This is a genomic window from Kineococcus xinjiangensis (assembly GCF_002934625.1).
GTDB classification, from domain to species: Bacteria; Actinomycetota; Actinomycetes; order Actinomycetales; family Kineococcaceae; genus Kineococcus_A; species Kineococcus_A xinjiangensis.
The window spans coordinates 209,644-225,763 of sequence record NZ_PTJD01000006.1; the positions used below are offsets into that span (position 1 = coordinate 209,644).

General features: G+C 74.6%; 15 protein-coding genes and 1 other RNA gene. 6 read left to right on the top strand and 10 right to left on the bottom strand.

What is annotated here, in order from left to right; all coding sequences use genetic code 11:
* Window positions 1-22: 22 nt before the first annotated feature.
* From CLV92_RS10375 to CLV92_RS10395, 5 genes are all read right to left on the bottom strand, one after another.
* Window positions 23-1,168 carry a DUF475 domain-containing protein gene (locus tag CLV92_RS10375; protein WP_211291043.1) on the bottom strand — a complete coding sequence of 382 codons (1,146 nt, stop codon included), beginning with the start codon at window positions 1,166-1,168 and terminating at the stop codon, window positions 23-25.
* A gap of 157 nt (window positions 1,169-1,325) precedes the next feature.
* Window positions 1,326-1,901: a TerD family protein gene (locus CLV92_RS10380; RefSeq protein ID WP_104432732.1), complete on the bottom strand. Its 576-nt coding sequence runs from the start codon at window positions 1,899-1,901 to the stop codon at window positions 1,326-1,328.
* Window positions 1,902-2,128: 227 nt separating this feature from the next.
* Complete coding sequence (locus tag CLV92_RS10385; protein WP_146099486.1) at window positions 2,129-2,995, bottom strand: hypothetical protein; 867 nt, start codon at window positions 2,993-2,995, stop codon at window positions 2,129-2,131.
* Window positions 2,996-3,005: 10 nt separating this feature from the next.
* Window positions 3,006-3,896, bottom strand: coding sequence for a hypothetical protein (locus CLV92_RS10390; protein WP_104432734.1), 891 nt, complete (start codon window positions 3,894-3,896; stop codon window positions 3,006-3,008).
* Window positions 3,893-5,131, bottom strand: coding sequence for a toxic anion resistance protein (locus CLV92_RS10395; RefSeq protein ID WP_104432735.1), 1,239 nt, complete (start codon window positions 5,129-5,131; stop codon window positions 3,893-3,895). Before CLV92_RS10395 ends, CLV92_RS10390 begins: the two co-directional genes overlap by 4 nt.
* 320 nt (window positions 5,132-5,451) lie before the next feature.
* Between CLV92_RS10395 and CLV92_RS10400 the strand changes: the two genes are divergently transcribed.
* Window positions 5,452-6,453, top strand: a complete 1,002-nt coding sequence (locus CLV92_RS10400) for a TIGR03557 family F420-dependent LLM class oxidoreductase (RefSeq protein WP_104432736.1) — start codon at window positions 5,452-5,454, stop codon at window positions 6,451-6,453.
* A 22-nt stretch (window positions 6,454-6,475) separates the two neighbouring features.
* Here the strand turns inward: CLV92_RS10400 and CLV92_RS10405 are convergent, their stop codons facing one another.
* Window positions 6,476-6,667, bottom strand: coding sequence for a hypothetical protein (locus tag CLV92_RS10405; protein WP_104432737.1), 192 nt, complete (start codon window positions 6,665-6,667; stop codon window positions 6,476-6,478).
* An 85-nt stretch (window positions 6,668-6,752) separates the two neighbouring features.
* On the opposite strand from CLV92_RS10405, the gene map reads away from it, so the two are divergent.
* From map to ppgK, 3 genes are all read left to right on the top strand, one after another.
* On the top strand, window positions 6,753-7,616 hold the full coding sequence (gene map, locus CLV92_RS10410; RefSeq protein WP_104432738.1) for a type I methionyl aminopeptidase: 864 nt from the start codon (window positions 6,753-6,755) through the stop codon (window positions 7,614-7,616).
* A 121-nt stretch (window positions 7,617-7,737) separates the two neighbouring features.
* Window positions 7,738-7,935 (top strand): PspC domain-containing protein, encoded by a 198-nt coding sequence (locus tag CLV92_RS10415; protein ID WP_104432739.1) that lies wholly within the window; start codon window positions 7,738-7,740, stop codon window positions 7,933-7,935.
* Between the two features lie 178 nt (window positions 7,936-8,113).
* Window positions 8,114-8,839 (top strand): polyphosphate--glucose phosphotransferase, encoded by a 726-nt coding sequence (gene ppgK / locus CLV92_RS10420; protein WP_245886694.1) that lies wholly within the window; start codon window positions 8,114-8,116, stop codon window positions 8,837-8,839.
* A gap of 78 nt (window positions 8,840-8,917) precedes the next feature.
* On the opposite strand, the gene CLV92_RS10425 is transcribed toward ppgK, so the two are convergent.
* The 4 genes from CLV92_RS10425 to rnpB form a co-directional block, all read right to left on the bottom strand.
* Entirely contained in the window at window positions 8,918-9,796 is an 879-nt protein-coding gene (locus tag CLV92_RS10425) for a DUF4328 domain-containing protein (RefSeq protein WP_104432741.1), read from the bottom strand.
* Between the two features lie 345 nt (window positions 9,797-10,141).
* Complete coding sequence (locus CLV92_RS10430; protein ID WP_211291028.1) at window positions 10,142-10,864, bottom strand: PspA/IM30 family protein; 723 nt, start codon at window positions 10,862-10,864, stop codon at window positions 10,142-10,144.
* 144 nt (window positions 10,865-11,008) lie between these two features.
* A complete protein-coding gene (locus tag CLV92_RS20980) occupies window positions 11,009-13,090 on the bottom strand; it encodes a TPM domain-containing protein (protein WP_158257192.1) in 2,082 nt (693 codons plus the stop codon).
* A 101-nt stretch (window positions 13,091-13,191) separates the two neighbouring features.
* Window positions 13,192-13,588: RNase P RNA component class A (gene rnpB, locus CLV92_RS10445), an RNA gene on the bottom strand.
* A 151-nt stretch (window positions 13,589-13,739) separates the two neighbouring features.
* Between rnpB and CLV92_RS10450 the strand changes: the two genes are divergently transcribed.
* Both CLV92_RS10450 and CLV92_RS10455 read left to right on the top strand, forming a co-directional pair.
* A complete protein-coding gene (locus tag CLV92_RS10450) occupies window positions 13,740-14,771 on the top strand; it encodes an NlpC/P60 family protein (protein WP_104432743.1) in 1,032 nt (343 codons plus the stop codon).
* Between the two features lie 150 nt (window positions 14,772-14,921).
* Window positions 14,922-16,115 carry a GAF domain-containing sensor histidine kinase gene (locus CLV92_RS10455; RefSeq protein ID WP_245886696.1) on the top strand — a complete coding sequence of 398 codons (1,194 nt, stop codon included), beginning with the start codon at window positions 14,922-14,924 and terminating at the stop codon, window positions 16,113-16,115.
* Window positions 16,116-16,120 lie beyond the last annotated feature (5 nt).

Genomic DNA, 16,120 nt, shown 5'->3' on the forward strand with positions numbered 1-16,120 from the left:
TCCCCTCCGGTGCGTCCGGTGCTCAGCCTGCGTTGACGTGCGCGTGCTCCGGGTCGCGGCGGTTGCGCGCCACCGAGGACGCGAACGCCGCGAGGATGAACGCGAGACCGATGAGGCCGGTCAGGACCTCGGGCACGTGGACCTCGATGCTGACGATGAGGATGATCGCCAGCGCGCCGATCGCCCACATCGCGCCGTTCTCCAGGTACGGGTACCGGTTGAGGGTGCCCTCGCGGACCAGGTGCACCGTCATGGAGCGGACGAACATGGCACCGACGCCGAGGCCGACGGCGATGATGATCGGGTCGTAGGTGATCGCGAAGGCACCGATGACGCCGTCGAACGAGAACGACGCGTCCAGGACCTCGAGGTACATGAACAGGAAGAACGCCGCCTTGCCGCCGACGCGCACGACCTCGTTCGGGCCCTTGCGGGCGGGCGCACCGGCCATGTGCTGCGCCCCGTGGGTGGCACCCGAGGCCGCCTCCGCCGTCGGGTCGACGTGCTCGCGCTCGTCGTCGGAGTCCTCCTCGTCGATGTTGAACATGTCGCCGAGGCCCTTGACGAGCAGGTAGGTGAGGATGCCGAGGAGACCGCTGAGCAGGACGGTCGTCTCGTGGTCCTGGGCGAAGGTCTCCGCCGCCACGACGAGCAGGGTGCCCGCGATGATCACCGGCAGGCCGTTGAGGCGGCCGGCGTGCGCGAGGAGCCGCTCGCCGGGCAGCCAGTACTCCTCGTGCTCGGACGTGATGAAGTCCAGGAACAGCATGAGCAGGAACATCCCGCCGAAGGCGGCGATCGTGGGGTGCGCCTCGTTGAGGATGGCGGCGTACGAGGTCGGGTCGCTCTCCGGCCGCTGCTCCAGCGCGAGGTTGATGGCCTCGATCGGCCCGAGGTTCGCGGTGACGGCCACCAGGAGCACCGGGAAGACCAGGCGCATGCCGAAGACGGCGATGAGCACACCGACGGTGAGGAAGATCTTCTGCCAGAAGTCGTTCATGCGCTTCAGCACCGTGGCGTTCACCACGGCGTTGTCGAACGACAGGCTGACCTCGAGGACGACCAGGATCGCCGCGAGCAGCAGCGCCTCCCAGCTGTCGTAGATGAACACGCCGACGAGGCCGGCGATGAGGACGGCGAAGGACCATCCGTAGGTCTTGAGCATCAGGTGGGCTCCGGGCTGGGGGCGTCTCGTTCACGGGCGTGCGGTGTCAGGGCGGCGCCGGGCCGGGGGGCGCCGCTGGGGGGTTTCGTCGCGCGCACGGGACGACCCCGCCCCCGTCCGGATCCGGGCGGGGCGGGGTCGTCCCGTGCGGCGGGGCGGGTCAGACGTTGACGCCGAAGTCCTGCGCGATGCCGCGCAGGCCGCTGGCGTAGCCCTGGCCGACGGCGCGGAACTTCCACTCGGCGCCGTTGCGGTACAGCTCCCCGAAGACCATCGCGGTCTCGGTGGAGGCGTCCTCGGAGAGGTCGTAGCGGGCCACCTCGGTGCCGTTGTCGGAGTTCACGACGCGGATGAAGGCGTTGCGGACCTGCCCGAACGACTGGCGGCGGGTGTCGGCGTCGTAGATGGCGACGGTGAAGACGACCTTGTCGATCTCCGCGGGGACCGCCGCGAGGTCGACGTTGATCTGCTCGTCGTCGCCCTCGCCCTCACCGGTGCGGTTGTCGCCGAGGTGCTCGACGGAGCCCTCGGGGCTCTTGAGCTGGTTGAAGAAGACGAAGTAGCCGTCGCCGGGCACCTTGCCGCCGGCACCGACCATGATGGCCTGCGCGTCGAGGTCGAACTCGGTGCCGGTGAAGGTGTTCGAGTCCCAGCCCAGGCCGACCGTCACGCGGGTCATGCCGGGGGCCTCCTTGGTGAGGGAGACGTTCCCGCCCTTGCTGAGGCTGACGCCCATCGTGCTGCTCCATTCCGTGGTCGGTCGTCGGTGCTGCGCGCTGCGCAGCGTTCGTCGCGGCCACCTGGGGCCGCGCGTCGAGCTCGTGTGCCGGGTGGTGCGAGACGTTCCTACCGCATCCCCCCGGCGGGGCACAGGGTCGGCCCCACCGCTCGCTCGGCCCAACGATCGTGTCCGATGAGGAGTGCCCCCGCCCGTCGAGGCGCCCGCGGGGGCCGGCCGGCCCTCTACAGGTCGAGGTCGGAGCGGTGGAACTTGGTCTCCAGGAACCGCCGCTGGGTGCTCAGCCGCTCCGCGTCGGCCGCGTGCAGGTCGCTGCGCAGCCCGGCGGCCCCCTCCCGCAGCAGCTCCAGCTGCTCCGTCAGCTCCTCCGCCGGCGTGCGCCCGGTCGTGGCCGTCGGCGCGGCCGCCACGTCGGGCGGCAGCCGCAGGTAGTCCTCCAGCGCGGTGGGCAGGTACTCCCCGGCCAGGGCGTGCAGGTCGTGGACGACCCGCGCGTCCGCGCCGGGCTCGGCCGCCCGGGCCAGCAGGGGCCGCACGGTGGCGGCGATGTCGAGCACCGTCGCCACGGCACCCGGCGGCAGGTCCGGGGCGGCGGCCTGCGCGCGCCGCACCGCGGCCTCCAGGGCCCGCAGCGCCCCGGTGCCGCGGTCGGGCGGCGCGGTGGCGCCCTCGGCGGCGACGGCGTTCGCAGCGGACGGGCCGAGCGCCGCCGGGGCGCGGTCGGCCGCGGGCGGTGCGGTCGCGGCCGGTGGCGCGGCGTCGGGCCGCCCCTGCCGGCCGCCGTGCCGGGCGGCCTTGCGGGCGGCCCGGCGGCGCTTGCCGACCGCGTCCTCGTAGGAGATCGAGGCGAAGATCCAGAGGAACATCAGCGGCAGCGCCAGCTGCTCCAGGTCCAGGGCGAAGAAGGTGATCCACAGCCCGAGCCACATCCAGCCGATGGTCCGCACGACCGGCCCGCTGAGGTGTCCGAGCACCGGCACGTCCAGGTGGTGGAGGTCCGCGTGACCGGGCGTCGCGGCGGGCAGCGCGGCCCGGCGCCGGCGGCGGCGCCGCTTGCTGCCGCCGGGCGCCGGGCCGTGCAGCGGCTCCATCGTCACCGCCTCACAGGTCCAGGTCGGAGCGGCGGAACTTCGCGTCGAGGAAGCGGCCCTGCGTCGTCAGCGCCTGCGCGTCCGAGTCGTAGACGGCGTGCTGCAGCTGCAGCGCGCCCTCGTGGAGGAGGCCGAGCTGCTTGAGCAGCTCCTCCGCGGGCGTGGTCCCCTCGGACGTGCGGCCGGTGAGGGCGTACTGCTCGGGCAGGTCCAGGTAGCGGTCCACCGCGGAGGGCAGGTACTCGCGCACGATCGCCTCGAGGTTGTGCATCTCCTCCACGTTCGGGGTGCGCTTCTGCGCGCGTGCCAGGAGCGGGCGCAGGACGTCCTCGATCTCGCGGACCTTCGGCACCGCCCCGTCCGGCAGCCTCCCGCCCGCGGCGTTGACCCGGCGGACGAGGCCGCGCAGGTCCTCCTGCAGGCGGGCGACGACCTCACCGGGCGACGGTGGTGCGGGCGGCACCACCGGGGCGGGCGGGACCTCCGCCTCCAGGCCGAGCGCCGCCTTGATCCGCAGCCACGTCGGATTCGCCATGATCGAGTGCACCAACCCCCCGCCCCAGCCCGCGAAGGCCAGGAGCACTCCGATGAACGCCAGCCACTCCGCGGTCGTCGCGGCGGCCGCGATGAACAGCCCCGCCGTCGCGGCGGTGGTGAGGAAGTACAGCAGGCTCGCCAGCAGCCAGGACGCCTTGCGGCCCTTCAGGCCCATGTAGAGGAAGGCGATCCAGCTCAGCGCGGTGCCGCCCAGGGCGGGCATCAGCAGCCAGGAGCTGTTCGCCGCCCGCCACCGCCGGCTGCGCAGGCGCCGGCTGACGACCTCCGCGGGGACCGTGCCGCGGCGCGCCACCGAGCCCCCGGAGTGGCCGGCCCGCCGCCGCAGGGACGCCGGTGTGCTCACCGCTCCTCCTCCCCCGCCCGGACCCGCTCCAGGTAGCCGCGGGAGCGGTGCACCTGGCCCTCCAGCGCGTCGACCGTCGTGGCCATGCTCTGCACGGCCTGCTGCTTGAAGGTGTCGATGGCGTCCATCGTCGCGAAGACGTTGTCGAAGGCCCGCTGCAGCGTGGCCACGTCCACGGTCGCCGTGGACGCCTGCTCGTGGATCTGCGAGGTCTGCTGCCGCAGCATCTCCGACGTCGAGAGGATCATCTGGTTCGTCGTGGTGTTCAGCGCGTTGATCTGGTCGAGGACGAGGCGCTGGTTGGCCAGGGCCTGCGCCACCACGACCGCCGTGCGCAGCGCCGAGACCGTCGTGGTCTGCGCGCGGTCGACGCCCTTGATGAGCTCGATGTTGTTCTTCCGGACCAGGTCCATCGCCAGGTAGCCCTGCACGCTGACGGACAGCTGGGTCAGCAGGTCCTGGTGGCGCTGGCGGATCGGGAAGAGGGCGTCGGAGGTCAGGGCGTCGGCGGCCTGCGGGTTGCTCGCGCGCAACTGCTCGACCTTCTCCACCGTGGCGGCGTCGAGCGCCTTGGCCAGGGTGGCGTACTCGGTGAGCTTGCCCATCGTCGCCCACAGGTTCGCCTTCTCCTGCTCGATGGCGGCGTTGTCCTTGCGCAGCTCGTCCTGCCCCGACGCGAGCGCCTTGATGATCGCGTCGAGCTGGGACTGCGCGGACTGGTAGCGCTCGAAGTAGCGCTGGATCTTGTTGCCCATCGGGATGACGCCGAGCAGCTTCTTCGCGCCGCGCAGGTCGGCCCGGCCGGGGTCGAGGTCGGTGACGGTGCGGCGCAGCTCGAGCAGCGTGTTGGCGACCTTCACCTGCGCGTCGGCCCCCGGCCCGGCGGCCTTGGCGCCCTTGGCCCCGGCGAGGGAGGAGGCGGGGCGCTCGAGCATCCGGTTGGACGCCTGCGCGCTGGAGCGGACCTCCTGCTCGCCCATCCGGACGATGTCGTCGACGCGCTTCTGGAACGCCGGGCTGCGGGGGTCCTGGGCCGCGAGGTCGTCCACGAAGGACCTCGCCTTGCGGGCCAGCTCCGCCCTCGTCGACTCGTCCAGGGGGATCATCCCCTCGGCCTGCTCGTCGGGGATGACGGGCACCGGGGCGGGTGGCGTCAGCTGCAGGTCGGGCACGGCGGCGGGGGCGGGGCCCGCGGGCGGGGCCAGCGGCTTGCTCAGGTCCAGCGACTCCGACATCGGCTTCCCCTCGTCCGTGCTGCTCGTGGTGCTCGTGCTGCCGGGCCTCCGCCCGGTGCTGCGCGGTCGCCCTCCTCCGGAAGGACGTCCGGGGCGCCCCGCGTGTTCCGGGCGGTGCTCGCCCCCATCCTCCGCAGCGCGCGGCGGGTGCGCATCCGTCGTGCGGAGGACGGTCCCCGCAGTGCACCAGGCTCCGGCGCCCGTGTCGATGGGGGTCTCCCCCCGCCCGACCCCGAGGACGACCCCGGACCGACCCCGGACCGACCCCGACCCCGGTGCGGGGGCTGCCCGCCGGCCCGGCACCCGGGCAGGATGCCCGCATGAGCGACTTGACGATCGGCTACGCGGCGATGCTGGAGCAGTTCGGGCCCCAGGAGGTCGTGGGCTACACCGCGCTGGCGGAGGAGCACGGCTTCTCCGGGTGCATGGCGGCCGACCACTTCCAGCCGTGGGTGCCGCAGCAGGGCGAGGCGGCGTTCGTGTGGAACGTGCTCACCGCGGTCGGCGAGCGCACCCGCGGCGACCTCGGCCCGGGCGTGACCTGCCCCAGCTTCCGCTTCCACCCGGCGATCGTCGCGCAGGCCTCCGCCACGCTGGCCGCGATGTACCCGGACCGGCACTGGCTGGGCCTGGGCACCGGCGAGGCCCTCAACGAGCACGTCGTGCCCGGGTACTGGCCCGAGGCCGGGGAGCGCTCGCTGCGCATGTGGGAGGCCATCGAGGTCATCCGCAAGCTCTTCGACGCCTCGCTGGCGGGCAAGGACGTCAAGCACTCCGGCAGGCACTTCCAGATGGAGACCACCCGGCTGTGGACGATGCCGGAGCAGGCGCCGCCCATCCTGGTGGCGACCGCCGGGCCGATCAACGCGAAGAAGACCGGCAGGTACGCCGACGGCATCATCACGGTCGGCGCGCCGCTGGAGAAGATCGGCGGCCTGTTCGAGAAGTTCGCGGAGGGCGCCCGGGAGGCCGGCAAGGACCCCGACGCGATGCCGAAGGTGCTCCAGCTGCACCTGTCCTGGGCCGAGACGGACGAGCAGGCCCTCGCCAACGCCATGACGGAGTGGCCCAACGGCGGCATGAAGTTCCCCAAGGCCGACATCCGCTCCCCGCACGACTTCGCGCAGATGGCCAAGCTCGTCCGCCCCGAGGACTTCGAGGGCCGGATGGTCATCTCCGCCGACCCCGACGCGCACCGCGCGGAGATCCAGAAGTACGTCGACCTGGGATTCGACCGCATCTACCTGCACAACGTCGGGCGCAACCAGGCGGAGTGGATCGAGGTCTTCGGCCGCGACGTCCTGCCGAAGCTGAAGCGCTGAGCGCGGCCGCGGGGGCGCCGGGTCAGTCCTCCCCGGCGTCCTCGCCCGCGTCCTCGCGGTCCCACGCCTCCGTGCGGGCGCGCGCCGTCTCCAGGGCCGCGGCGGCCGCCTCCCTGCTCGGGTAGGGCCCCATGAGGTCCTTGGCCTGGCTCTTGCGCTCCAGCTCCTCCACCTGGTTCGTGCGGACGTTGTAGAAGAAGGCGCGCTCGCTCATGGGCACATCGTGGCGGTGCCGCGGCGCTCGCGCACGCGACGGACGGCTCCGGGGAGCGCCCCGGCGCCCCTCCTAGACTGGCCCCATGCCCCCCGTCGCCGCGCCCCTCGTCCCCGGCACCCTCAGCCCGCGCCGGGCCGTGCCCGTGGGCATCGAGCGCCCGGAGTACGTCGACCGCCCGGCACCGCGCCGCTACGAGGGCCCGCACGTCCTCGACGCGGAGACGATCGAGCGCATCCGGGTGGCCGGGGGCGTCGCCGCCCGCGCGATGGCGGCCGCGGCCGAGCACATCCGCCCCGGCGTCACCACCGACGAGCTGGACCGCGTCGCCCACGAGTACCTCTGCGACCACGGCGCCTACCCGTCCACGCTGGGCTACCGGGGCTTCCCGAAGTCGCTGTGCGCGAGCGTCAACGAGGTCATCTGCCACGGCATCCCCGACTCCACCGTGCTGCGCGACGGCGACATCGTGAACCTCGACGTCACCGCCTACCTCGGCGGCGTCCACGGCGACAACAACGCCACCTACCTCGTCGGCGAGGTCGACGAGGAGTCCCGCCTCCTCGTCGAGCGCACCCGGACCTCGCTGGAGCGGGCGATCAAGGCGGTCGTGCCGGGCCGCGCGGTCAACGTCATCGGCCGGGTCATCGAGGCCTACGCGAAGCGCTTCGGCTACGGCGTGGTGCGCGACTTCACCGGCCACGGCGTGGGCCCGGCCTTCCACACCGGCCTGGTCATCCCCCACTACGACGCCGCCCCCGCCCACGACACGGTGATGGAGCCGGGCATGGTCTTCACCATCGAGCCGATGCTCACCCTCGGCACCCACGAGTGGGACATGTGGGAGGACGGCTGGACGGTCGTGACGAAGGACCGCCGCCGCAGCGCGCAGTTCGAGCACACCCTCGTGGTCACCGACACGGGCGCGGAGGTCCTCACCCTCCCGTGAGGCCGTGACCCTGCGGTGAGGCCGTGACCCTGCGGTGGGGCCGTGACCCTGCGGTGGGGCCGGGCACCCGGGGCCGCCCCGGTGCGTTGTCCCGGTGACAGCGCCCACCCGAGGAGGAACCGTGACCGTGCTCGCCCGCCCCCGTTCCGGCAAGGTCATCGCCGGTGTCTGCGCCGGACTGGCCCGCCGCTACGACATGAGCCCGAACGTCGTGCGCCTGCTCTTCCTGCTCTCCTGCCTGCTGCCGGGCCCGCAGGTGATCGCCTACCTGGTGCTGTGGGCCGTCATGCCCGTCGACGGCGGACAGCGGCGCTTCTGACGGGGCGCTCCTGACGCGGCGCCGTCGCGCCGGCGCCTCCCTGGCGGCCGGCGCGACGGCGGGGCACGGCCACCGTGCCCCGGCGATCACCAGCCCCTAGGCTCGCGCCGTGGCGACGACGACTCCCTCCAGCACCTCCGACGCGACCGGCGGTGGGAGCCCCCGCCGCGGGCTCGGGGTGGACATCGGCGGTTCCGGCATCAAGGCCGCCCCCGTCGACCTCGACGCGGGCTCCTTCGCGGCGGACCGCGTCCGCATCCCGACCCCCCAGCCGGCGACCGCGGCAAACATCGCGCCCGTGGTGTCGACGGCCGTGAACTCCTTCCCGGACTACCGCGGCCCGGTGGGCATCACGTTCCCCGCGGTCGTGCAGCACGGCATCACGAGGACGGCCGCGAACGTCGACAAGTCCTGGATCGGCACCGACGCCGAGGGCGTCTTCTCCGACGCCCTCGGCCGCCGGGTCCTCGTGGTCAACGACGCCGACGCCGCCGGTCTGGCGGAGGCCCGCTTCGGCGCCGCCCGCGACGTCAAGGGCGTGGTCGTGGTGACGACGCTGGGCACCGGCATCGGCAGCGCCCTGATCGTGGACGGGACGCTGGTGCCCAACACCGAGTTCGGGCACCTGGAGGTCGACGGCCACGACGCGGAGAAGCGCGCCGCGGACAGCGCCCGCGAACGGCAGGACCTGAGCTGGGAGCAGTGGGCCAAGCGCCTGCAGCGCTACTACAAGCACCTCGAGGACCTGCTCTGGCCGGACCTCATCGTCGTCGGCGGGGGCGTCAGCAAGAAGCACGAGAAGTTCCTGCCGCTGCTGGACCTGCGCAGCCCCATCGTGCCCGCGAAGCTGCGCAACGACGCGGGGATCATCGGCGCCGCGGCGCTGGCGGCCGAGCAGCGCTGAGCCGGGCGGGCGCACCGCCCGCGACGTGGCAGAGGGGGCCGTGCCCGTGGCACGGCCCCCTCTGCCGTCAGCTGCGCGTCACCACGCGGGCGGCACGCCCGGCGCCGAAGCGGCGCCGACACGGGCCTCCTCCTGCCGGGCAGTGATCCAACGAACGATGCCGACCCAGACCACCAGGGCGGCGACGGTGACGAGCGCGTCGAGGGACTCCACGGCGCCCAGGCGGCTCAGGCGCTCGAGGCTCGGGTCGCCGCTCCACGGGAAGGTGCGGTCCGCGATGCGGCTGGTCACCAGCCCGGCGACCCACAACCCCCACCACAGGTCCAGCGAGGGCAGGCCGGACAGCCTCCGGGAGGAGTCCGAGCCGTGCGCGACGTCGCGCACGACCCGGTAGGGGTACACGAGGCAGGCGATCGGCACGAACCAGCCGACCCAGAGCCAGAACCGGGAGCGGTCGTGCCGCTGCGCGGGATGGATGACCTCGGAGTTGCCGCGTGCGCGGTGCAGCCACAGGCAGGCCACGACGAACGTCGCGAGCCCCAGCAGGGCGGTCAAGGCGCTGACCGCGTCATACGCTGTGTGCACCTGCGCCGTGCTCCCCCAGGTGGTCAGGGCCTCCGAGTACTGGCGCGCGGCGGAGAAGCTCGTGAGCGCCTGGAGGACGTGGGCCCCCGTCAACGCGCAGCCCAGCACGATCGTGGCCGTGCCCAGGCCGCGCACCGGCTTCAGCCGCACTGCGAGCGAGGCGTTCGGCGCGTTCGCTCCCCACTGCGGCTGCCCCCAGGACTGCGGAGCCGGCGACTGCGGGAACTGCTGCGAGCCGGACTGGAGGTGGGGCAGGGTGGCTCCGGGAGACGACGACGATGCGCCGAAGCGGCCCGGGACGGCGGAGTGGCCGGGCTGGGGGGCGCCGGCGTAGAAGTCCCGCCAGTCGGGGGTGCCGGAAGGCTGGTGCATGTCGTCCTCGGAGAGTCGGGGTCGGTCCCCCGAACGTAGGTCGGCCCGACTCTCCGGAGAAGAACCCGCCACGCAGCGTCACACCCGCGGCGCAGCGGCACACCCCGTCCAGCCCAGCGGCTGCCGTCCGTCACCGTCCACGCACGCCCTGGCTGCACCGGCACCCGCCCGAGGCCACCGCGCCCCACACCACCGCGAGCCCCGTCACGGTCGCCACGACGACCGTGACCATCCAGCTCGCGGACAGCACCTCGCTGAGGCCGGAGGCCAGCCGGTGCGCCCGGCCCCCGCGGGGTTCCGGGCGCCACCGGCCTCAGCCGCCACGACGATCGGTGGACACCGGGATCAGCCGGCGGAACCGGCCTTCAGCGCTGCCAGCCGCGCCTCCACGTCCAGGTCCACCTCGTCCACCTCGAGGCTGGCGAACTGCGCGTCGAGGGAGTCCGCCTGCAGCTCCGCGTGCCCGGCGACGCGCGCCTCCTCGCGGCGGATGCGGTCCTCGAAGCGCGACAGGTCCGACGTGGGGTCCATCAGGCTGATGGAGCCCACCGCCTCCTGCACCCGCGACTGGGCCTCGGCAGCCTTGGCGCGGGCGACGAGCTGGTCGCGCTTGGTCTTCAGCTCGTCCAGCTTCTGCTTCATGCCGTTCAGGCCGGACTTCAGCTTCTCCACGACCTCGGTCTGCGCGGCGATCTGCGGGCCGGCGTCCTGGACCTCCTTCTCGAAGGAGATCTGCCGCTTCAGGGCGACCTTGGCGAGCTCGTCGAAGCGGTCGGCCTCGGGAGCCTTGCCCGCGGCGCGCAGCTCGTCCGCTTTGCGGGAGGCGGCGGTGGCCTTCGCGCCCCACTCCCGTACGGCGGCCTCGTCCTCGGTGCGGTCCTGCTCGGCGAGGCGCAGGTTGCCGATGGTCTGGGCGATGGCTGCCTCGGCCTCGCGGATGCTGGCGCTGTAGTCGCGGATCATCTGGTCGAGCATCTTCTGCGGGTCCTCGGCCTCGTCGATGAAGGCGTTGATGTTGGCCCGCGTGAGCTGGGCGATGCGGCCCAGGATCGACTGCTTGTCCGCCACGGTGGTCTTCCTCCCCGCCGGGTCACGGCCCGGCGCGCTCGCTTCCGGCTCTGCCGCCCGCCACCGGTGCTGCGCCCGGCCGACGGCGATGTGCTCCGCTCGGAGCATGCCGCCGATCGGCCGGTCGCGCAGCCGGAGGATCCCTCAGAAGCGCCCGCCGCCCCCGAAACCGCCACCGCCGCCGCCGAAGGAACCGCCCCCACCGAAGCCGCCGCCGCCGAAGCCGCCGCCGCCGCTGAAGCCGCCGCCCCAGCCGGAGCTGCGCCGCGTGCCTCCCCCAGCGAGGATCCCGCCGAGCACGGCGCCCATCAGCACGTCGGCGCCACCGCTGCTGCGGCGCCCGTAGCCGCCCCCGTAGCCGTAGGAGGACGTGCTGCGCCACACGTCGACGTCGGCGTGCGCCAGCTGCGTGGCCTGCTCGGCCAGCGCCACGGCGGTGCGGGCGTGCTCCAGGGCCTGCCGCGGGTCGTCCCCGTGCAGCGCCACCGCGCGGGAGTAGTGCCGCTGCGCCTCCACCAGCCGCGTGCGCGCGGTGCCGCCCACGGCGCCGCGGCGGGTGGCGATGAAGTCCTCGGCGGCGTCGATCTCGGCGCGGGCCACCATCAGCGCCTGCTCCAGCGCGGCCGCCTCCCGCCGCCGCGCCTCCTGCGCCTCCCTCACCTGCCCGAGCGCGCCCTCCAGGCCGCGCTCGGCCTCCACGAGCCGGTGGAGCGCGCCGAGGGGGTTGCGGCCGCCCTCCGCGCCGGCCGTCGCCAGGGCGGCCCGGGCCCGGGCCACGGCCTCCACGACCACCTTCGAGCCGGAGCGCAGGTCCTCCGCCTGCGCGAGGTCGGCCCGCACGCGCTCCACCGCCACGGGCAGCTCCTCGCGGGCCCGCTCCAGGTCCGCGGCGACCTTGGGCACCGCCTGCAGGAGCTGCCGGGCCTGGGCGCACGCCTCCTGCGCGGTCCGCACGGCGGCCACCACGGCCGCACCGGCGTTGGGGTCCACCACGGCGGCGCGCCCCTCGGCCACGGCGGCCTCCGCGGCCTCGAGGCGGGCCAGGGCCTCGTCGGGGTCGTCGTCCACGCCCACGAGCGCCTCGACGCCGTAGCGCTGCACCAGCTGCTCCACCTGGCGGCGGGCCGGCTCCACCTGCGCGCGCAGCTGCGCGGCCTCGCCCTGCACCCGCTCCAGGCGCTGCGGCGCGTTCCCGACGAGGTCGCGCAGCTCCTCCACCCGCTGCGCCTCCGCGTCGAGCTGCTCACCGGCCTCGGTGCAGGAGGTGATGATCCTGGCGAGCATCTGCCGCCGCTGCGGCTCGGTCTCGGGCTGCTCGTCGTCGAGCTGCTGGCGGATCTGGAAGGCGGCGGTCAGCGCGGCCCGGGCCCGCTCCAGGGCCGCCGCGAACGCCGCGGTCTCCTGGTCCCCGAACTCGGCCCGGGCGAACTCCAGCTCCTGCGCGCTGGAGCGCACGGCGTCGTCGGCCTGCACGAGGAGGGCGTTGGCGCGCTGGTCGAGGGCGTCCGTCGGCTCCCCCGCGAACGGGTCCTGCTCGCGCGCGGCCGCGCGGGCCGGGGCGGAGGAGGAGCCGCGGCGGCGCACCAGGAAGACGACGACGAGGAGGACCGCCCCGCCGAGGAGCAGCAGCAGGAGCAGCGCGCCGCCCAGGCCCCCGCCCGACGTCGCGCCACCGGCCGTGGCGCTACCGGGCGTGGCACCACCGGGCGCGACGCCCTCCTCGACGGCACCGCCCGCACCGGCGCCGACGGTGTCGCCGATGCCGTCCGCGGCGGCCACGACCGCGGCGGCCCAGTCGTCCTGCGCGAGCTCGGGCTCGACGGCGCTGCGGGCGACGGCGTCCAGCTCGGCCTCGCTGATGCGCGCGTCCGGCGCGGCCCAGTAGCCGTAGGAGCGCTCCCCGACCGCGACGGCCAGCAGCACGTCGTCGGCGCCGAAGCCGTTGAGCTGGAAGGTCTGCTGGGCCCACTGCTGACCGTTGAGGCCGTCGAAGCCGTCGACGTAGGCGACCCAGAGCTCGATGCCGTCCTCCGCCTGCAGCTCCTGCAGCTCGGTGCGCACCTGCGCCTCCGCGCCGCTGAGGGCGCCCACCTCGTCGGTGACCTGCTGGTCGAGGCGGGTCGGGGGGACGGCACCGGCCGGAACAGGGCCTGTCAGGAGGACGGCCGCGGCGGTGAGCAGGGCGGCGAGCCACGTGCGGGGTCGGGGGGTTCTGGCCTGGTCCACCGCGCCAGTCTGGCGAAGCACGGCCGAGGCGCCACCGCTGCCGCGGGCCGGGGCGGTGGGCGGGCGCGCCGGCGCGCCCGCGCGGCGGGCGGGGCGGGTGGTGGACGAGCCGGCCTGTAAGCCGGATCCTGTGCCCCGGCCGTCCCCTCGCGGGTCGGGCCGGGCGGCGGTCATCCCTCTAGGACGTGCGTTGCCGCACGCCTCCAGCGGTCTACCCGGCAGCTCGGGCGGGCCGCCCTCGAACGCTGCCTGTCTGACCTTGCTCCGGGTGGGGTTTACCGAGCCGCACCGGTCACCCGGTGCGCTGGTGGTCTCTTACACCACCGTTTCACCCTCACCGGCACCGCTCGCGCGGCACCGGCGGTCTGTTCTCTGTGGCACTGTCCCGCGGGTCACCCCGGGTGGGCGTTACCCACCACCCTGCCCTGTGGAGTCCGGACTTTCCTCGGCGGACCACCCCCGGAGGGGGAGGCCCGACGCGACCGCCCGGCCGACTCGTCCGCCTCCAGCGTAGCGACTCCCGGCACCGCCGCCTCCCTCGCCGGGTGGCCGGCACGCGGGGGGGCCGAACGGGTGACCCCCGATCGGCCCCTCCCGCCGCACCTCCCCCGGGTCGACGTCTCCCAGGTCGATCCCACCGGGAGGTCCCATGCCCACGTCCGTCCGTCCGCGAGCGCTCCTCGGCGCGGCCGTCACCCTCGTCATGGTCGGGGCCGGGCTCGTCGCCGCCGGTCCGGCCGCGGCCGGGGAGCCGCGCGTCTCCCGGGCCACGCGCTCGACCACCACGACGTCCACCACGACGACCAGCACGACGGCACCCGCCCTGCCCGGGACGACGGGCACCGTCACCACGACCACCGCCGACTCGCCGGCCCGCACGATCGTCAAGGACGACCGCGGGGTCGTGGCGGTCTTCACGGCCGGCTCGCGGACCGTGACGCTGCGGGGTCCCGAGCGGGTCTTCGCGGAGAGCACGACCAGCGCGGTGGTGCGGAGCACGACCTGGGTCCGCCTGCTCCCCCAGCCCTCGGCGGGCACCGCGGACTGGGAGTGGCTGGGCACCGCGCTGGCCAGCACCGCGCCCGACGTGCTCGCCCTGGCGATGCAGTACACGACCTCCGCGCCGGCCGTCCACGACCAGCAGGGCCTGCAGATCGCCGGCGACGCCTCCTACGGCCCGCTGACCGCCACCGGCCGCGAGGAGGGGTCGGACTTCAACGACTACCTCGGCGTCGCCTGGTCCTACGGCAGCACCACCGACGCACCGGAGACCCGCCAGTTCCGCTCCCTGGACTGCTCCGGCTACGTCCGGATGGCCTTCGGCTACCGCGGCGGGGTCCCCCTCGTCCTGCGCCCGGACGGTGCGGGGCTGCCGCGCCGGGCCGTGGAGATGCTGGCCTCCGCCCCCGGCGTGGTCGTGCAGCCGGACCTGGGCACGAGGCCGCCCGTGCCCACCGCCCTCGCGCCGGGCGACCTGCTCTTCTTCGACGCCAGCACCGACGACGGCACCGCCGTGGACCACGTCGGGATCTACCTCGGCGTCGACAGCGCCGGGGCGCCGCGGTTCCTCTCCAGCCGCAAGACCGTCGACGGCCCCACGCTCGGCGACACGGGCGGCAAGTCGGTGCTCAAGGGCACCGGGCTCTACGCGACCTCCTTCCGGGCGGTCCGCAGGCTCTGACCGCGCCCCGGCGCACCGTGCCCGCACAGCGGCCCGGTGCGCCGGCCGGAGGACCGCGCCGCATGGCGGCCCCGCGAGACCGCACCGATGATGGGCGCAGCGGGGGCCGTCCGGCACCCGCTCCCGGAGGCGGAAGGCGGTGGGCTCGTGATGCAGGCGGGCGACGTGCAGGAGGACGTCCTCCCTGCGGTGCGCAATCCCGAGCGGCTCGCGGCGCTGCAGCGGACCGAGCTCCTCGACGCCGGCGCGGACGACACGTTCGACCGGTTCGCCAGGCTGGCCGCCTCGGCTCTCGACGCACCGGTCTCCTACGTCTCCATGGTGGGGCTGGACGAGCAGGTCATGCCCGGGGCGGCGCTCGACGAGCCCGCCGGCGGTGCCCGTGCCCTCCCCATGTCCCAGTCGCTGTGCAAGTTCGCCGTCGCCACCGGCGAGGGCCTCGTCATCGACGACCTCCAGCGCGACCCGCTGGTGCGCGACGAACCGCGGCTGCAGGCCAACGGCGTGCGCGCCTACGCCGGCTGGCCGCTGACCACCCGGCAGGGACACGTGCTGGGCACCCTCTGCGTGGCGGACCGCCGACCCCGCCACTGGACGGACGACGACGTCGCCACGCTGCGCGACCTCAGCACCCTGGTGCTCGACGAGATCGAGCACCGCAGCACCGCCCGGGACCTCGCACGGCTGCGCGCGAGCACCGCGGCCCTGCTCGAGCGCATCGAGCCCGCCCGCGACTCCGTCGACTCGCTGGCCGCGCTCGCGGACCGGGTGGACGACCCGCGGATGCAGCGGTGGTCGGCCCTGGCCCGCTCCCGGATGGAGGGGGTCTGCCGCTCCGCCGCGGAGCTGCGGTCCCAGCTGGACGACACGCCGCCCGGACCCGCCCGCGAGCCGGTCGACGTGCGGCAGGTCCTGGAGCGCGTCGTGGACAGCACCCGTGCCCTGGCGGGCGTCCTCGTGCTGTTCGAGCGCGACCCGCAGCCGCTGCCGGTGTGCTGCGACGCCCTGGACCTGGAACGGGCGGTCAGCCACCTCCTGGTGACGGCCCTGCACCACGGCGACGGCGGCGAGGGGGCACTCAGCGTCGCCGTCCGCCGGGGCGAGGGCCGGACCGCCGTGCTGGAGGTGCGGGCGCCCGCCGCGCGGGTGCCGACGGGCGAGCTGGGCCGGGTGGTGGCCCGCCTGGACCGCGCCGAGCGCGGCGACGAGGGCGAGCAGCGCCGGTCCGCGTCGATCCGGATGAACGCCGGTTCCGTGGTCGCCGCCAGCGGTGGGGTGCGGGCGACGGCCTCCCCGGCGGCGGGCCTGCACGTGACGGCCCGCTGGGCCCTCGCCGGGGACTGAGCCCC

Excerpts from the sequence above, each read along its gene's own strand:
- CLV92_RS10400 (WP_104432736.1), top strand. The coding sequence starts at position 5,452 with ATGAGCGACTTGACGATCGGCTACGCGGCGATGCTGGAGCAGTTCGGG.
- CLV92_RS10450 (WP_104432743.1), top strand. The coding sequence starts at position 13,740 with ATGCCCACGTCCGTCCGTCCGCGAGCGCTCCTCGGCGCGGCCGTCACC.
- CLV92_RS10395 (WP_104432735.1), bottom strand. The coding sequence starts at position 5,131 with ATGTCGGAGTCGCTGGACCTGAGCAAGCCGCTGGCCCCGCCCGCGGGC.
- CLV92_RS10385 (WP_146099486.1), bottom strand. The coding sequence starts at position 2,995 with ATGGAGCCGCTGCACGGCCCGGCGCCCGGCGGCAGCAAGCGGCGCCGC.
- CLV92_RS10405 (WP_104432737.1), bottom strand. The coding sequence starts at position 6,667 with ATGAGCGAGCGCGCCTTCTTCTACAACGTCCGCACGAACCAGGTGGAG.
- CLV92_RS10425 (WP_104432741.1), bottom strand. The coding sequence starts at position 9,796 with ATGCACCAGCCTTCCGGCACCCCCGACTGGCGGGACTTCTACGCCGGC.
- CLV92_RS10455 (WP_245886696.1), top strand. The coding sequence starts at position 14,922 with ATGCAGGCGGGCGACGTGCAGGAGGACGTCCTCCCTGCGGTGCGCAAT.
- map (WP_104432738.1), top strand. The coding sequence starts at position 6,753 with ATGCCCCCCGTCGCCGCGCCCCTCGTCCCCGGCACCCTCAGCCCGCGC.
- CLV92_RS10380 (WP_104432732.1), bottom strand. The coding sequence starts at position 1,901 with ATGGGCGTCAGCCTCAGCAAGGGCGGGAACGTCTCCCTCACCAAGGAG.